The sequence below is a fragment of the Novilysobacter erysipheiresistens genome (assembly GCF_036663935.1).
Taxonomy (GTDB): domain Bacteria; phylum Pseudomonadota; class Gammaproteobacteria; order Xanthomonadales; family Xanthomonadaceae; genus Novilysobacter; species Novilysobacter erysipheiresistens.
This window is the reverse complement of record NZ_JAXGFP010000006.1, coordinates 163,048-177,496: the sequence shown is the minus strand read 5'-3', so window position 1 is coordinate 177,496 and position 14,449 is coordinate 163,048. Positions and strand designations below refer to the sequence as shown.

General features: G+C 67.0%; 16 protein-coding genes and 1 tRNA gene. 10 read left to right on the top strand and 7 right to left on the bottom strand.

Annotated elements, in window-relative coordinates; genetic code table 11:
• The first annotated feature begins 228 nt into the window (after window positions 1–228).
• Window positions 229–1,509, top strand: a complete 1,281-nt coding sequence (gene serS / locus SNE34_RS12260; protein WP_332617623.1) for a serine--tRNA ligase — start codon at window positions 229–231, stop codon at window positions 1,507–1,509.
• A 217-nt stretch (window positions 1,510–1,726) separates the two neighbouring features.
• Here serS and SNE34_RS12255 read toward each other — a convergent pair whose 3' ends face one another.
• Window positions 1,727–2,305 (bottom strand): FMN-dependent NADH-azoreductase, encoded by a 579-nt coding sequence (locus tag SNE34_RS12255; RefSeq protein ID WP_332617621.1) that lies wholly within the window; start codon window positions 2,303–2,305, stop codon window positions 1,727–1,729.
• Window positions 2,306–2,422: 117 nt separating this feature from the next.
• Between SNE34_RS12255 and SNE34_RS12250 the strand changes: the two genes are divergently transcribed.
• From SNE34_RS12250 to SNE34_RS12235, 4 genes are all read left to right on the top strand, one after another.
• On the top strand, window positions 2,423–3,397 hold the full coding sequence (locus SNE34_RS12250; protein ID WP_425604530.1) for a LysR family transcriptional regulator: 975 nt from the start codon (window positions 2,423–2,425) through the stop codon (window positions 3,395–3,397).
• Between the two features lie 70 nt (window positions 3,398–3,467).
• Window positions 3,468–3,557 (top strand) — tRNA-Ser (locus SNE34_RS12245).
• A gap of 164 nt (window positions 3,558–3,721) precedes the next feature.
• Window positions 3,722–4,645: a GlxA family transcriptional regulator gene (locus SNE34_RS12240; RefSeq protein WP_332617620.1), complete on the top strand. Its 924-nt coding sequence runs from the start codon at window positions 3,722–3,724 to the stop codon at window positions 4,643–4,645.
• Between the two features lie 121 nt (window positions 4,646–4,766).
• The gene (locus SNE34_RS12235; protein ID WP_332617618.1) at window positions 4,767–5,321 is read left to right on the top strand and encodes a cysteine hydrolase family protein; all 555 of its coding nucleotides are present in this window, start codon (window positions 4,767–4,769) and stop codon (window positions 5,319–5,321) included.
• A gap of 351 nt (window positions 5,322–5,672) precedes the next feature.
• On the opposite strand, the gene SNE34_RS12225 is transcribed toward SNE34_RS12235, so the two are convergent.
• Genes SNE34_RS12225 through SNE34_RS12200 form a run of 6 tightly spaced genes read right to left on the bottom strand, consistent with a single transcriptional unit; the run spans window position 5,673 to window position 9,808 of the window.
• Window positions 5,673–6,518 carry a YggN family protein gene (locus SNE34_RS12225; RefSeq protein ID WP_332617616.1) on the bottom strand — a complete coding sequence of 282 codons (846 nt, stop codon included), beginning with the start codon at window positions 6,516–6,518 and terminating at the stop codon, window positions 5,673–5,675.
• Window positions 6,519–6,534: 16 nt separating this feature from the next.
• Entirely contained in the window at window positions 6,535–7,188 is a 654-nt protein-coding gene (locus SNE34_RS12220) for a YggN family protein (RefSeq protein ID WP_332617614.1), read from the bottom strand.
• A 30-nt stretch (window positions 7,189–7,218) separates the two neighbouring features.
• Window positions 7,219–8,265: a hypothetical protein gene (locus SNE34_RS12215; protein ID WP_332617612.1), complete on the bottom strand. Its 1,047-nt coding sequence runs from the start codon at window positions 8,263–8,265 to the stop codon at window positions 7,219–7,221.
• Entirely contained in the window at window positions 8,262–9,179 is a 918-nt protein-coding gene (locus tag SNE34_RS12210; protein WP_332617610.1) for an ABC transporter ATP-binding protein, read from the bottom strand. Before SNE34_RS12210 ends, SNE34_RS12215 begins: the two co-directional genes overlap by 4 nt.
• Complete coding sequence (locus SNE34_RS12205) at window positions 9,176–9,550, bottom strand: GntR family transcriptional regulator (RefSeq protein ID WP_332617609.1); 375 nt, start codon at window positions 9,548–9,550, stop codon at window positions 9,176–9,178. Before SNE34_RS12205 ends, SNE34_RS12210 begins: the two co-directional genes overlap by 4 nt.
• Window positions 9,551–9,553: 3 nt before the next feature.
• Entirely contained in the window at window positions 9,554–9,808 is a 255-nt protein-coding gene (locus SNE34_RS12200; RefSeq protein WP_332617607.1) for a hypothetical protein, read from the bottom strand.
• A 193-nt stretch (window positions 9,809–10,001) separates the two neighbouring features.
• On the opposite strand from SNE34_RS12200, the gene SNE34_RS12195 reads away from it, so the two are divergent.
• The 5 genes from SNE34_RS12195 to SNE34_RS12175 all read left to right on the top strand — a co-directional run bounded on the left by SNE34_RS12195 (window position 10,002) and on the right by SNE34_RS12175 (window position 14,339).
• Window positions 10,002–10,946 (top strand): FKBP-type peptidyl-prolyl cis-trans isomerase, encoded by a 945-nt coding sequence (locus SNE34_RS12195; protein WP_332617804.1) that lies wholly within the window; start codon window positions 10,002–10,004, stop codon window positions 10,944–10,946.
• 149 nt (window positions 10,947–11,095) lie between these two features.
• Window positions 11,096–11,884, top strand: coding sequence for an FKBP-type peptidyl-prolyl cis-trans isomerase (locus SNE34_RS12190; RefSeq protein ID WP_332617605.1), 789 nt, complete (start codon window positions 11,096–11,098; stop codon window positions 11,882–11,884).
• A 153-nt stretch (window positions 11,885–12,037) separates the two neighbouring features.
• Window positions 12,038–13,399 carry a UDP-glucose dehydrogenase family protein gene (locus tag SNE34_RS12185; RefSeq protein WP_332617602.1) on the top strand — a complete coding sequence of 454 codons (1,362 nt, stop codon included), beginning with the start codon at window positions 12,038–12,040 and terminating at the stop codon, window positions 13,397–13,399.
• Window positions 13,396–13,626, top strand: coding sequence for a SlyX family protein (locus SNE34_RS12180; RefSeq protein WP_332617599.1), 231 nt, complete (start codon window positions 13,396–13,398; stop codon window positions 13,624–13,626). The genes SNE34_RS12185 and SNE34_RS12180 overlap by 4 nt, the downstream gene beginning before the upstream one ends.
• A gap of 41 nt (window positions 13,627–13,667) precedes the next feature.
• Entirely contained in the window at window positions 13,668–14,339 is a 672-nt protein-coding gene (locus tag SNE34_RS12175) for a DUF2058 family protein (protein WP_332617597.1), read from the top strand.
• Window positions 14,340–14,449 lie beyond the last annotated feature (110 nt).

The window sequence follows — 14,449 nt, the reverse complement described above, 5'->3', positions numbered from 1 at the left end:
CTGCGAGTACCCACCACACCGCGCGCCGGGACGGCCGCCATGCGGTCAGGTTGAATGAAGGGCGAGGGGAGGCTGGCGAAGGCTTTGGCATGGGCGGACCAACGGCGGTGGTTGCCGCATTGTGCCCCGGCGCGGGGCCCGCTGCTGTTAACGGTTCGGCAACCGCGCACCCATCGATTGCGATTCCACGCGATAATCGCCAATCAGATCACCCAAAGCGATGCCGATATGCTTGACCCGAACCTGCTGCGCCAGCAGCCCGCCGACCTCGCCGTGCAACTGCGCGAGACGCGTGGCTACGACCTCGACGCCGACGCGCTGGCCGCGCTGGAAACCGAGCGCAAGCAGATCCAGGTCCGTACCCAGGAGTTGCAGAACCTGCGCAACACCCGGTCCAAGGCAATCGGGCAGGCCAAGGCCAAGGGCGAGGACGTCGCGCCGCTGCTGGCCGAGGTCGCCGGTTTCGGCGACGAACTGAAGGCCAGCGAGGCGCGGCTGGACGTGATCAAGTCCGAACTTGACGCCATCGCGCTGGGCCTGCCGAACCTGCCGCACGAGTCGGTCCCGGCCGGAAAGGACGAGAGCGACAACGTCGAGCAGCACCGCTGGGGCACCCCGCGCGCGTTCGATTTCGAGGTCCGCGACCACGTCGAGCTCGGCGCCCGCAACGGCTGGCTCGACGGCGACACCGCGGCCAAGCTCAGCGGCGCGCGCTTTACCGTGTTGCGCGGCCAACTGGCGCGCCTGCACCGCGCGCTCGCCCAGTTCATGCTCGACCTGCATACCAACGAACACGGCTATGAGGAAACCAGCGTGCCGCTGCTGGTCAACGCCGACAGCATGCAGGGCACCGGACAGCTGCCGAAATTCGAGGACGACCTGTTCGCGACCGCGGTGGGCGAATCGAAGCGCTATCTGATCCCGACTTCGGAAGTGCCGCTGACCAACATCGTCCGCGACGAGATACTCGACGACGCGGCGATGCCGCTGCGCCTGACCGCGCATTCGATGTGTTTCCGCGCCGAGGCCGGCGCCTACGGCCGCGACACCCGCGGCATGATCCGCCAGCACCAGTTCGAGAAGGTCGAACTGGTCACCATCGCGCGCCCCGACGAGTCCTACGCCGAGCACGAACGCATGACCCGCTGCGCCGAAGTGGTGCTGGAGAAACTCGGCCTGCCGTACCGCCGCATGCTGCTGTGCAGCGGCGACATGGGCTTCGCCGCGACCAAGACCTTCGACCTCGAGGTCTGGCTGCCGAGCCAGGACACCTACCGCGAGATCTCCTCGGTCTCCAATTGCGAAGCCTTCCAGGCCCGCCGAATGCAGGCCCGCTGGCGCAACCCCGCGACCGGCAAGCCGGAACTCGTCCACACCCTCAACGGCTCCGGCGTCGCCGTTGGTCGCGCCCTGATCGCGGTGATGGAAAACAACCAGAACCCCGACGGCAGCATCACCATCCCGGAAGCCCTGCGCCCCTACATGGGTGGCCTCGACAAGATCGCGTAACTCCAGTCGCGCCGCCCCCGCTTTTCGTAGGAGCGGCTTCAGCCGCGAACCAGATCCGGTTCCCAAAGCCTCTCCGATCGCAGCGCACGCTCGCGGTCGTGGTGTTCGACCGCGCCACCTGTAGGAGCGACGTAAGTCGCGACCTGTACATCCCTCAAGGATTCGACGGTTCGCGACTCACAAAAGCATCCACGCGGCGACGGCGACTCCGTCCCTTCTACGCCGCCTCGCAAATCGGCTCCACGATCGACCCGCGCGCCGCCGCGATCGCCTCGGCCCGATGCTGCGGCGACAACGCCACGCCCTCGGCCCGCACGAACTCGACGTCCTCGATCCCGAGGAACCCGAACAGGAACCGCAAGAACGGCTCCTGGAAATCGCTCGGCGCCCCGCTGTGCAAGCCACCGCGCCCGCTGGCGATCACCAGCTTTTTCCCGCCAGCCAAGCCCTCCGGCCCGTTCTCGGTATAGCGGAACGTAGTTCCCGCCACCGTCACCCGATCAATCCAGGCCTTCAACGTCGACGGGATCGCGAAGTTGTACATCGGCGCCCCGATCACCACCACGTCGGTCTCCAGGAACTGTTTCAACACCTGCTCGGCGTCCGCCACCTCGGCCGGGTCGGCCTTGGCTAGCGAGCGACCGGTCAGGTGCGGCACCGGGTTGGCATCCAGGTCGCGGTATTGCACCTGCAGGCCCGGCACGCGGTCCTGCCAGCGGGTCACGACCGCGGCGGTTAGTTCGCGGGTGACGGAATTGGTGCCGAGCGCGCTGGAATCGATATGCAGCAGTTTCATGGGTGGTCCTCGTTGCGATGGGCGGCAGCGCCGCGTCGAGAACCACGGTAGGTTGTTGCGATCTTGGGATAAACCCAGTCTAATATCACGCTACGTTCTGCTAGTGGAATTATCCCGATGCACGACCTCAACGACCTCTACTACTTCGCAATGGTGGTGGACCATCAGGGTTTCGCCGCCGCCGAGCGCGCCCTGGGCATCCCCAAATCGCGCCTGAGCCGCCGCATCACCCAACTCGAAACCGACCTTGGCGTGCGCTTGTTGCAGCGTTCGACGCGTCGGTTCGCGGTGACCGATGTCGGCACCAGCGTCTACCGCCACGCCCAGTCGATGCTCGCCGAGGCGCAGGCCGCGCATGAGGTGGTCGACCGCCTCAGCGCCGAGCCGCGCGGCGTGATCCGGGTCAGCGTGCCGGTCGGGACCGCCCAGCAACAGTTGCCGAAACTGTTGCCCGAGTTCCTCGCTCGCTACCCGCAGGTGCGCGTGCAACTGCAGGTCAGCAACCGCCGCGTCGACGTCATCAACGAGGGCATCGACGTCGCCCTGCGCGTGCGCAGCAAGCTCGATGACGACGGCAGCCTGGTGATGCGCAACTTCGGCCAGATCCAGGAACTGCTGGTCGCCAGCCCGTCCTACCTGCGCAAGATGGGCCGCCCGATCAGCCCCGACGACCTTGGCGAGCACGTCACCCTGAGCATGAACGAGGACGAAGTGCGCCAGCGCTGGGAGCTGCACGGCCCCGACGGCGAAGTGCGCCGGATAGACCTCAAGCCGCGCGTCGCCGGTTTCGACTTCCCGATGCTGATGTCGCTGGCGACCCAGGGCGTCGGCATCACCATGCTGCCGGAGACCATCTGCGCCGAGGCCGTCCGCGCGGGCGAACTGGAGGTCGTGCTGCCCGAATGGCGCCTGCCGCAGGGCATCTTCCACGCGGTATTCGCCTCACGCCGCGGCATGCTGCCGGCGGTGCGGGTGTTCATCGATTTCCTCGCCGAGAAGCTGCCCGGGCTGGTCGAGTCTGCCCGCCTGGGCTGCGCCGATATCAAGGGCAAGGCCTGCACCGAAGCCGAGCTGAAGGCCTTCGAGCGCTGAGCGCACCCGCGCGGAGCGTGCGAGAATGTCGCCCGCTCCGCGTGCAATGCGACGGCGCGACAACGCTTACGGAGAGATGGCCGAGCGGTTTAAGGCACCGGTCTTGAAAACCGGCGAAGGGTCAAACCTTCCGTGGGTTCGAATCCCACTCTCTCCGCCATGTCAGGCCGGCGACTACCATGTCGAGGCACTACAAACTTCGGTCTTGGGTGACCTGAGCAGCAAAGACACAATTGGAGGCCTTGGCGGCACGTGGCCCATAGTCCGGCACATGAAATCGGTCTGGTGCTTTATCCAGGCGCGCAGCAAGCGTCGGTCCTTGGCTTGACCGATCTGTTTGGCGTCGCCAATCGCGTCGCCGCCACGTGCCCCGTGCAACCCGGGCTCTCCCTGAGGGTGACCCACTGGCGACAGGACACACCGGACGTACCGCCTGTACGCGTTTTCGATAACGGTGCCGGCCCTTCGTCCGTGCTGACCGCACTGATCCCGCCGCCGGCCCTGGACGAACCAGCCACCGTCGAGCCAACCACGGCGCTGGCCGCCTGGTTACGCGAGCAGCACGCCAATGGCGTTGTCCTCGCGTCGGTGTGCGCGGGTGCCTTCCTGCTCGCGGAGACCGGGCTGATGGCAGGACGTCCGATGACGACGCACTGGGCGCATGCCGAGCGGCTGCAGGACCAGTTTCCGCAGGTGCGCGTGGATGCGGACCGGCTCGTGATCGACGATGGCGACGTGATTAGCGCCGGCGGCCTGATGGCCTGGACCGATCTGGGCCTGTTGCTGGTCGATCGCCTGCTGGGCCCGACGGTGATGATCGATACCGCGCGCATGCTGCTGGTCGATCCGCCGGGCCGCGAGCAGCGCTATTACAGCGTCTTCTCGCCGCGACTTACTCATGGAGATGCGGCGGTATTGCGGGTGCAGCACTGGTTGCAGGCGACGCAGGCCAGCGACGTCGGAGTGGCGACCTTGGCCGCGCAGGCCGGACTGGAAGAACGCACGTTACTGCGTCGTTTCCAGAAAGCCACCGGCATGACCACCACCGAATACATCCAACGGTTGCGGGTAGGGCGCGCCCGCGAACTGCTGCAGTTCGGTACGGCGCCGATCGAACGCGTGGCCTGGGAGGTCGGCTACGGCGACCCCGGCGCGTTCCGCAAGGTGTTCACCCGGATCGTCGGCCTGTCACCCGGCGACTACCGCCGCCGCTTCCGTGCGGGACCAGGTGCGGCGCAACGGGTCTGAATGCTTGTAAACCCGTCGCGGGAGTGTCGGTATCGACACCGAGGTTGTCGTCAGCGCCACTTCGCGGGGCGGCGTCCTCCAGGGAAGATGTCGTCCATCGATAGCCCATCTGGAGAACCCCATGAAGAAGCAAGGCCTGATCGTCGTCGACCTGCAGAAGGAGTACCTGTCCACCGGCAAGCTGCCGCTGTCGGGCATCGAGGCGGCCACCGACAATGCGGCCCGCGTCATCGCCGACGCCCGCAGCCGCGACATCCCGGTCTTCCACATCCGCCACGAATCCGCCAGCGGCGACGCCCCGGTGTTCGTCCCGGGCAGCGATGGCGTGGATATCCAGCCGGCCGTGGCGCCCTTCGGCAACGAGCCTGTCATCGTCAAGAGCCACATCAACCCGTTCCGCGAGACCGACCTGAAGCAGCAGCTGGACGCGCATGGCGTCGAGGAAGTCGTGGTTGCTGGCGCGATGAGCCACATGTGCGTCGATGCGGTCGTGCGCGCCGCGGTTGACATGGGCTACCCGGTCACGGTGCTGCACGACGCCTGCGCCACGCTCGACCTGAGCTTCGACGGCGTGACCGTGCCGGCGGCGCATGTGCACGCGGCGATGATGGCCGCGTTCGAGTTCGGCTACGGCACCGTCAAGTCCACGCGGGACTACCTGTCGGATGCTGACTGATCCGCGCAAGCGATGCGCTCCGGCAAAGGGAGCGCACGCGGCACCAAGGTTGGCCGGTTATCAATGTGCGAATCCGTCGGTGGGCACTACGTGTCCGCTGGCTTTGCCCATTCCGGACGAGTCCAACATCAAATGAACATCTCCAGATCGGCGGGCACTGCATTTGCTCGCGAAAGGCGGAGCTATTGCCTACAGCCGCGATAAGTCGAGCCGTATCCGCCACGGTGGAGTGCTACTACTCCGCTGACGGGCACTTGCTCTTCGATTGCGTTGGCTGTCTTCAAGACGCTCAAGTCCAAACGCCTCATCAGGTCCGCCTCCGGAACGCCGTACCGCATCAACCGCTCCTGGTTACTCTGCGACCGGCTCGACTGGCTTGGGCGGCTCGACGGGTTCGACCGGCTCGGGCGTTCCGCCTTCGGCCAGGCCTGCGGCTTGCGCAGCCCCGCGGATCGACTGGCGGATCGTGCTGCGGATGCTGTCGCGGACTTCGTGCCGACGGGCCGCGTCGTCCGTGCCCTCGGTGATGACGGCGTCGCTGCGGCACTCCTCGATGTCCTCGGCGGTCATGGTCGCGTAGGGACGGAACGCCGCCAGACTCTCGGCCAGTTGCTGCTGGGTTTGCAGCATCGGCGGCAGCAGGCCGCACAGTTGCATGGCTTCGCCTTCGAGCTGCGCCGCCTCAGCCTCGACGCGCTGCTCGAAGTCCGCGGTTTCTCCGGTGAACACGCTTTTCAGCGCCTCGCCCGCGGCGTGCATGCCCAGGTCGGCGCCCTTGACGCCGATCGCCATGCCGGCCTCGATCAGGCTCACCACGTGACCTCGGTAGTCCAGCAGCAGTTGGCGCTGGGCGGGGGTGACGTCCACGTTCTTGCCCGCGATCAGGAGGTCGCCGGCAGGGCTGATTTCCGCTTCCGGCAGCGGGTTGCCGTCGGCGTCGACCGGCGTGCGGCCGCTGACGTGCGCGTCACCGATGCGGATGTCGGTGTTGCCGCCGATGCTGATGTTCTCGGTGGCGATTTCCTCGCGCGCCTCGCGCAGCGCTTCGTCGATCGTGCGGCCGAGCGCCGTGCGCGGCTCGCTGCCGGCCGGCTGCGAGGCCGGCTGCGAGACGCTGGGCTGGTCGGCATCGCAGGCCACCACCAGCGGTGCGATGGCGAGGCAGGCAAGGAGGGCGAAGCGGTGGGTCTGCGTCATCGTGGAATCCTCGCGGTCAGATCAATGCGAATTCTTGCTGGATCAGGTTCTCGCAGTCCTCGACATCGCCGGCTTCGAGGGTGGCGTAGGGCCGGAACTGCGGCAGGCTGGCCGCCAGTTGCTGCTGCGACGCCCTCACCGCGGGCAACTGCCGGCAGATGCCACGCACGGCGGGCTCGACCTGCTGCCTGACCACCTGCTCGACACGGCGTTCCAGCCGACCGCTCATGGCATTGAACAGCAGGCCGACCCAGGACGAGTCGCCGACTTCGTCCAGCGCGGCGTCGGCGGCGCGCTGGCCGATGTCGATGCCGGTCGTGGCGATGCCAACCACCTGGCCACGGTAGGCCAGCAACTGCCTGCGTTGTTCGGCATCGATGGCTTGGGCCTTGCCCTCGATCAGGAAGTCGCCCTGCGGGGTGATTTCCGCCTCGGGAAGCTCGTCGGAAGCGTCGTCGTCCTCGCCAGCGAACTGCAGGCTGTTGTCGATACGCAGGTTTTCGGTGGCCAACTCCAGCTTCGCCTTGGCCAGCTCGGCGCGGACTTCCTTACGCGCGTCACTCATTTCCTGGCGCACTTCGGCATTGATGCCGGTGGCGGTGGGTTCCCCGGCCTGCGCCACGATCGGCAGCAGCAGGCTAAGGGCAAGGGCGACATTGCGGATGTTCATATGCGTGTCCTCGACAGGGTTTGCGAGCGATCAGCCTTCGTCGCGCCAGCGGCGCAGGCGGATCGCGCCGACGATCATCGCGGCGCCGGCGGCCACGCCGATCCACAGGGACGGACTCAGCAGGGCCGACCACGAGGCCTTCAGGCCGAGCAGGCTCGTCATCTGTCCAGCGCCATCGAAATCGACGCCTTCCAGGTGGGCCGCGTCGACCCAGGTACCCGGCACCACGCTGAACAGCAGGCGGGCGACGATGTTCTTCCAGAACCAGCTCGACTCCAGGTCGAACACCTGCATCAGGTCGAACCAGCTGACGAAGATGCCGGCAAACAGCGGGATCATGATCGCCCACAGGAACGGCTTGCTGCGCGCCCAGGCCGAGCAGAGCAGCAGCCAGCCGACCGTCGGCAGCGCCCACAGCGCGTAGACCGGGATCGATGCGACCAGTTGCAGCGCGACGGAGAGCGGGCTGCCCGGCCCCCAGATCAGGGTCATCGGGCTGCCGTTGTGCAGCAGCGCGACCACGCTGATGAGCAGCAGGAAGGCGAACATGGTCACCAGCGACGCGGCGACGGCGAGGGCCGGGGCCACCAGGGTCGCGCTGGCGACCTTGGACAGGACGGTGTCGCGGTCCGACAGCGGCAACGACTTCCAGAACAGCACGCTTCGGTCCTTGCGCTCGTCGTACAGCGCGCCGAGGCAGTAGAAGAACACGACGAAGGCCAGCACGATGAAGGGCCAGCTGGCGGCCATCAGCATGCTCAGGTCCATCACCGGCGCAAGCTCGCTCAACTCGCCGGGACCGAGTTTCTCACTCAGGTAACCCAGGTCGAGGCCGTTGATCATGATCTCGCCGTCGAACTCGCCATCGGCGAGCGCGCGGCGGGCGGCGACCTCGCCGACGATGATCGCCATGAGCGTCAGCAGCAGCGACACGCCACCGGCGATCAGCGGGGCCCAGAAGAAGCCGCCTTTGTGCTCCCAGAACTCGCGCTTGAGCAGCAGCTTGAACTTGTGGGTCGGATGCGCCGGCGCGATCGTGCGGGCCGGGGCGGGCAGGGTGGTGTCAAGGGCGTTCATGCGTAGGTCCCTTTCATGGTGGCGACAAACAGGTCGGCCAGGCCCGGGGTGCGGGTTTCGCCGAACCCGGCCAGTTGTTCGCGCGGGGCGCCGTCGAACAGCATCACGGTCTTGCCGAACGGCAGCGCGCGTTCGTCCAGCGGCTTCAGTGCGCGGGCGGCCTCGGCCTGGTCGGCGTTGACCAGCACTTCGGTGAAGCGCTCGCCGACCACGTCCATCTCGCTGTTGAGGACGACCTTGCCGTCGCGGATGAACATCACGTCGGTGAGGATGTGTTCGACCTCCTCGACCTGGTGGGTGGTGATGAGGATGGTCTTGTCCTCGTCGAAGTAGTCCTCCAGCAGGCGCTGGTAGAACTGCTTGCGATAGAGGATGTCGAGGCCGAGGGTGGGCTCGTCGAGTACCAGGAGCTTGGCGTCGATCGCCATCACCAGGGCCAGGTGCAGTTGCACGATCATGCCTTTGGACAGTTCGCGCACGCGCATCCTCGGCTTGAGCTGGGTGCCCTGGAGGAAGCGCTCGCAGCGGGCGCGGTCGAAGCGCGGGTGCACGCCGGCGACGAACTCGATCGCCTCCGACACCCGGATCCAGCGCGGCAGCACGGCGACGTCGGCGATGAAGCAGACATCGCGCATCAGCTCGTCGCGGTCGGTGCGCGGGTCGCGGCCGAGCACGCTCATGTGGCCCTCGAACGGGATAAGGCCGAGCATCGCCTTCAGCGCAGTGGTCTTGCCGGCACCGTTGGGGCCGATCAGGCCGACGATGCGGCCGGCCGGAATCTCGAACGCGGTGTCGTCGAGCGCGACCTTGTTCTTGTAGGCCTTGCGCAGGTGGCTGGCGCTGACCACGGTGCCGGTGGCCCTGGCGTTGCCGAGGTCGGGGTCGCGGTCGGTGGTGAGGGGGGCGGCGTTCATTGCGCACCCGCCTGGGCCGGGGCGGCCGCCAGCAACTCCTCGGTGTTCAGGCCCAGGCGCAGGATGCGTTCCAGCACCAGCGGCCATTCCTCGGTCAGGAAGCGTTCGCGTTCATTGACCAGCAGTTTCTTTGCGGCTTCTTCGGTCACGTACATGCCAAGCCCTCTGCGTTTTTCGACGAGCGCCTCGTCCGCCAATTCCTGATAGGCGCGCGAGACGGTGATTGGATTGAGCTGGTACTCCGCGGCGACCTGCCGGACCGAGGGCAGGGCATCGCCGGGCTTGAGCAGGCCGTCGAGCATCATGGCGACGACGCGTTCCTTCAGCTGGCGGTAGATGGGAGCGCCGTCGCTCCATTGGATAGCGGACATGGGTCAACCCCGCGGCAAGAATGAGAAGTACGGCATGACGAGGGTCTGCCGGCGGTTGTGCGAACTCGTCCCTGTGGAGCGCGGTGATTCGGTGGTGCCGGTTTCGATGGTCTGGACGGCCGCGGTTTCGATGGCGTCTACCAGGACCCGGGCGGGGTTCAGGTCGGTCGCGACCGGCGCGGCGGCAATCAGGCTCACTACCAGCAAGGCGCCGCTGGCCGTGAGGGCGGAAAGCGTGTTGTGGAGCTTGCGGTTCATCTGAACGTCCTGCTCGTTGGTAGACCGGTGTTGTATGCAACTATAACACCAAAACACGTCCGGTCAAGTCGGTCGAACCCAACTAAAGACCTATGCCGCCCGACCATGGCCCGGACATTGCCGGCATCGCCCCGGCCCGCGACAATGGCCGCTTCGCGCCATGACCATGGCGGACCGACAGGAGCAGTTCCGGATGAAGGCTTTGTTGCGCGGCGTTGCCGTGATGTTGACCACCGGGGTACTTGCCGCGGTCGCGGCGGTTCCTGCCGTCGCCCAGGACACCGTCGCACTGGACACGGAGCGGGCCAGGGCCAGCTACATGGTTGGCCATGACGTCGCCCGTTCGATCGCCGCCGCGGCGCAGGACATCGACCTGGCCGCGTTCGAACGCGCCGTCGCCAATGCCGTGCAGGGCGGCGAGCCGCTGATCGAGGACAGCCAGGTGCCGGTCACCGGCCGCGCCCTGATGATGCGCATCGCCGCGCGTGCCGGCCGGGCTCCGGCCGACGCCGAGGTGCCGGAGGTCGACAAGCAGCAGGTCGGTTACCTGATCGGCTCGGATGTCGGTCGTTCGCTGCAACCGATGAAGGACGAACTCGACCTGCCGATCGTGTTGACGGCGGTGCGCGCGACCTTCGCCGGCGGCGAACTGCAGATGACCGAAGCCGAATTCGATGCCACCCGCGAAGCCTTCGCCCAGAAGATGCGCGGCCAGTTCGAGGCCCGGATGAACGCCCAGGCCGAAACCAACCGGGCCGAGGGCGCGAAGTTTCTCGCCGTCAACAAGCAGGAGAAGGGCGTCTTCACCACGCCATCGGGCCTGCAGTACCGGGTCCTGCGCCAGGGTTCGGGCCCGCGTCCGCGGCCGGGTGCCCGGGTCCGGGTCAACTACGAAGGCAAGCTGCTCGACGGCACCGTGTTCGACAGCTCCTACGAGCGCGGCGAGCCGACCGAGTTCGGCCTCGACCAGGTCATCGCGGGCTGGACCGAAGGTCTGATGCTGATGCCGGTCGGCGCCAAGTACCGCTTCTGGATCCCCGGTGACCTCGCGTACGGCGCCAAGGGAAGCGGTGGCGGCGATATCGGTCCCAACGCGACCCTGGTGTTCGACGTCGAACTGCAGGCCATCGTCGAATAAACCGCCGCGGACCTGCGGCGCTAAATCGCGTTCACAGCGCGCCGATACGGCGCCGTTCAGGCTGCCATCGACACAGTGGCGCGCTTGCGTCCGGCGATGTCGCGCGCACCCATCATCCACCAGGAGCCCCACCTCTCATGAAGCCCACGATGAAGCCTGCCTCCCGAACCGCCGCACTGCTGGCCGTGACCACGCTGTCGCTCGCCTTGGCCGCCTGCCAGCCGGGCGACAAAACCGCCGACGCCGACAAGGCCGCGACCGCCGACACCGAGGCTTCGGCTGAAGACGGTTTGAAGATCGAGGGGCTGGCGACCGAGAAGGAGCAGGTCAGCTACATGATCGGCCGCGACATCGCCCGTTCGCTGGAAGAGGTCAAGGACGAGATCGACGTCGAGACCCTGTCGAAGGCGATCACCGCCGGCTTGGCCGGCGAGAAGTCGCTGATGACCGACGAGCAGGCCACCCAGGTGCGCGAGACCTTCGCCCAGCGGATCCAGGCCGAGCGCATCGCCGAGATGATGGCGACGGCGAAGAAGAACCAGGAAGAGGGTGCCAAGTTCCTTGCCGCCAACGCCAAGAAGGAAGGCGTCAAGACCACCGAGTCCGGGCTGCAGTACCAGGTCATCACCGAAGGCGAAGGCCCGAAGCCCGATGGCGACGACGTCGTGCGCGTGCACTACAAGGGCACGCTGCTCGACGGCGAGACTTTCGACAGTTCATACGAGCGCAATGAACCGGCGGTATTTTCGTTGCAGCAGGTAGTGCCGGGCTGGCAGGAAGGCATTGCCTTGATGCCGGTGGGAAGCAAATATCGCTTCTGGATTCCCAGCGAACTGGGCTATGGCGAGAAGGGCACGCCGGGCGGCCCGATCGGTCCGAACGCGGTGCTGGTGTTCGAGGTCGAGCTGCAGGACATCGTGCAACCGTCCGCCGAATGATCCGGTCCTGACTCGGCGGTTTCGACGTGTGGTTTTGACATGGTGATCATCGGGGTAAGTGATCATCGAGTCCGCGGTGGCTGGCCGGGTTGAGGGACGGCCACCGTATCGATGGGTCGAACGCGGCCCGCCCACGAGCACGGATCAAACCCTATGCGAGTCACCATCTTCGGCACCGGCTATGTCGGTCTGGTCACCGGTACCTGCCTGGCCGAGGTCGGCCACGACGTGGTCTGCGTCGATATCGACCAGGCCAAGGTGGACGCCCTCAATCGCGGCGAGGTGCCGATCTTCGAACCCGGTCTGGCGCCGCTGGTCCAGGCCAACCGCGACGCGGGACGCTTGCGCTTCGTCAGCGATCCGGTCGAGTCCATCGGCCATGCCGAGCTGATCTTCATCGCGGTCGGCACGCCGCCCGACGAGGACGGCAGCGCCGACCTGCAGTACGTGCTCGCGGTCGCCCGGACGATCGGGCGTCATCTCGAGGCCCCGGTGGTGGTGGTCGACAAGTCGACGGTGCCGGTCGGGACCGCCGACAAGGTGCGCGCGACCATCGCCGCCGAACTGGCTGCGCGCGGGACCTTGGTCGAGTTCGAGGTCGTCGCCAATCCCGAGTTCCTCAAGGAGGGCGACGCGGTCAACGACTGCATGCGCCCCGACCGGATCATCATCGGCTCAAGCAGCGACGAGGCGATCGACGCGCTGCGTCGGCTGTATGCGCCGTTCAACCGCAACCGCGACCGCATCGTCGAGATGGACGTCCGCTCGGCGGAACTGACCAAGTACGCCGCCAACGCGATGCTGGCGACCAAGATCTCCTTCATGAACGAGATCGCCTGCATCGCCGAACATGTCGGCGCCGATGTCGAGATGGTGCGCCAGGGCATCGGTTCCGACCCGCGCATCGGCTGGCACTTCATCTACCCGGGCGCCGGTTATGGCGGCTCCTGCTTTCCCAAGGACGTGCAGGCGCTGTCCCGGATGGCGCGGCAGGGCAATTGCGACACCCACCTGCTGGACGCCGTCGAGACCGTCAACCAGTTGCAGAAGGGCCACTTGTTCGAACTGGTGCAACGGCACTACGGCGGCGACATCGCGGGCAAGACGTTCGCGTTGTGGGGGTTGGCGTTCAAGCCCAATACCGACGACATGCGCGAGGCGGCCAGCCGCCGCGTGCTGGAGCAGTTGTGGGCGGCCGGCGCCAGGGTGCGCACATACGACCCCGAGGCCAGTGCCGAAGCCCGGCGGATCTTTGGCGAGCGCGACGACCTGGTCTATTGCGACTCCGACCACGAGGCACTCAAGGGTGCCGACGCGCTGATCGTGGTCACTGAATGGAAGCAGTTCCGCAGCCCGGATTTCGCGCGCCTGCACGCGGCGTTGGCGGACCGGGTGATCTTCGACGGCCGCAACCTTTATCATCCCGACCAGGTCGAGACGGCCGGCATCGCGTACTACGGCATCGGCCGCGGGCGTTCGATCCGGTCGCATGCGACGCAAGCGGATGAGCAATGAGCAATGAACTGGAACACCGGCTGGTCGAGCTGGAAACGCGGGTCTCGTTCCAGGAGCACGCGCTGGGGGAACTGAGCGATGCCCTGGCGGCGGCGCGCGACGAGGAGGCGCGCAACGCGTTGCTGCTGCATCGCGCGCTGGAAGAGCTGAAACAATTGCGCGGCGCCCTGTCCGCCAACCCGATGTCGGCCGACCCGGCCGCCGAGCCACCACCGCCCCACTACTGACAAGCCGGGCCAGCGCATGCGCGGCCCCGGTGACGATGGACATGAGCAACGACACCCTTCGCAACCAGCTTCTCGGCCTCGGCTTCAAGCCGCCGGCGCCCGAACCCAAGCGCGCCGATGGCGCCAAACGCGGCGGCCGGCCGGGTGCCGGATCGCCGGATCGGCGCGGTGAACGCGGCAAACCGCGCGCCGAGCAGGCGCGGCCCGGTCAGTCGCGACCCGCGGGCAAGCATGGTGCCGGCAAACCCGGCGCGCCGCGTCCCGGGCGCGGCCGGGCGAACCCGCGCGAGGACATCGACCTCGCCAAGGCCTACGCCATCCGCTCGCAGCGCGAGAAGGACGAGCGGATCGAGGCCGAGCGCGTGAAACAGGAAGAAGCCCGCCTGCGCCGCGAAGCGCGCGCGCGACTGGCCGAGCTGCTCAAGGACAAGGGGCTGAACGTCGCCGAGGCGGACATCGCCCGGCACTTCCCGTATGGCGGCAAGATCAAGCGCATCCACGTCACCGCCGACCAGCTCAAGGCGCTCAACGCCGGCGAGCTGGGCGTGGTCCAGGTGGACGGGCGCTACCTGCTGGTGACCGCCGAGGTGCTGGCGCAGGCCGAACAGGTATTCGCGCCGGCGGTGGCGTTGAAGGTCGATCCCGATGCGCCGGTCGCGGACGACCCGTATTCCGATCCGCAGTATCAGGTGCCGGACGACCTGGTCTGGTAGGGCCGGCTTCGCCGGACTTCCCGCAGTTGTAGGAGCGGCTTTAGCCGCGATCGGATGTTTGGTGGTCGTCCGATTCCCGATCGCGGCTAAAGCCGCTCCTACAAAAACCC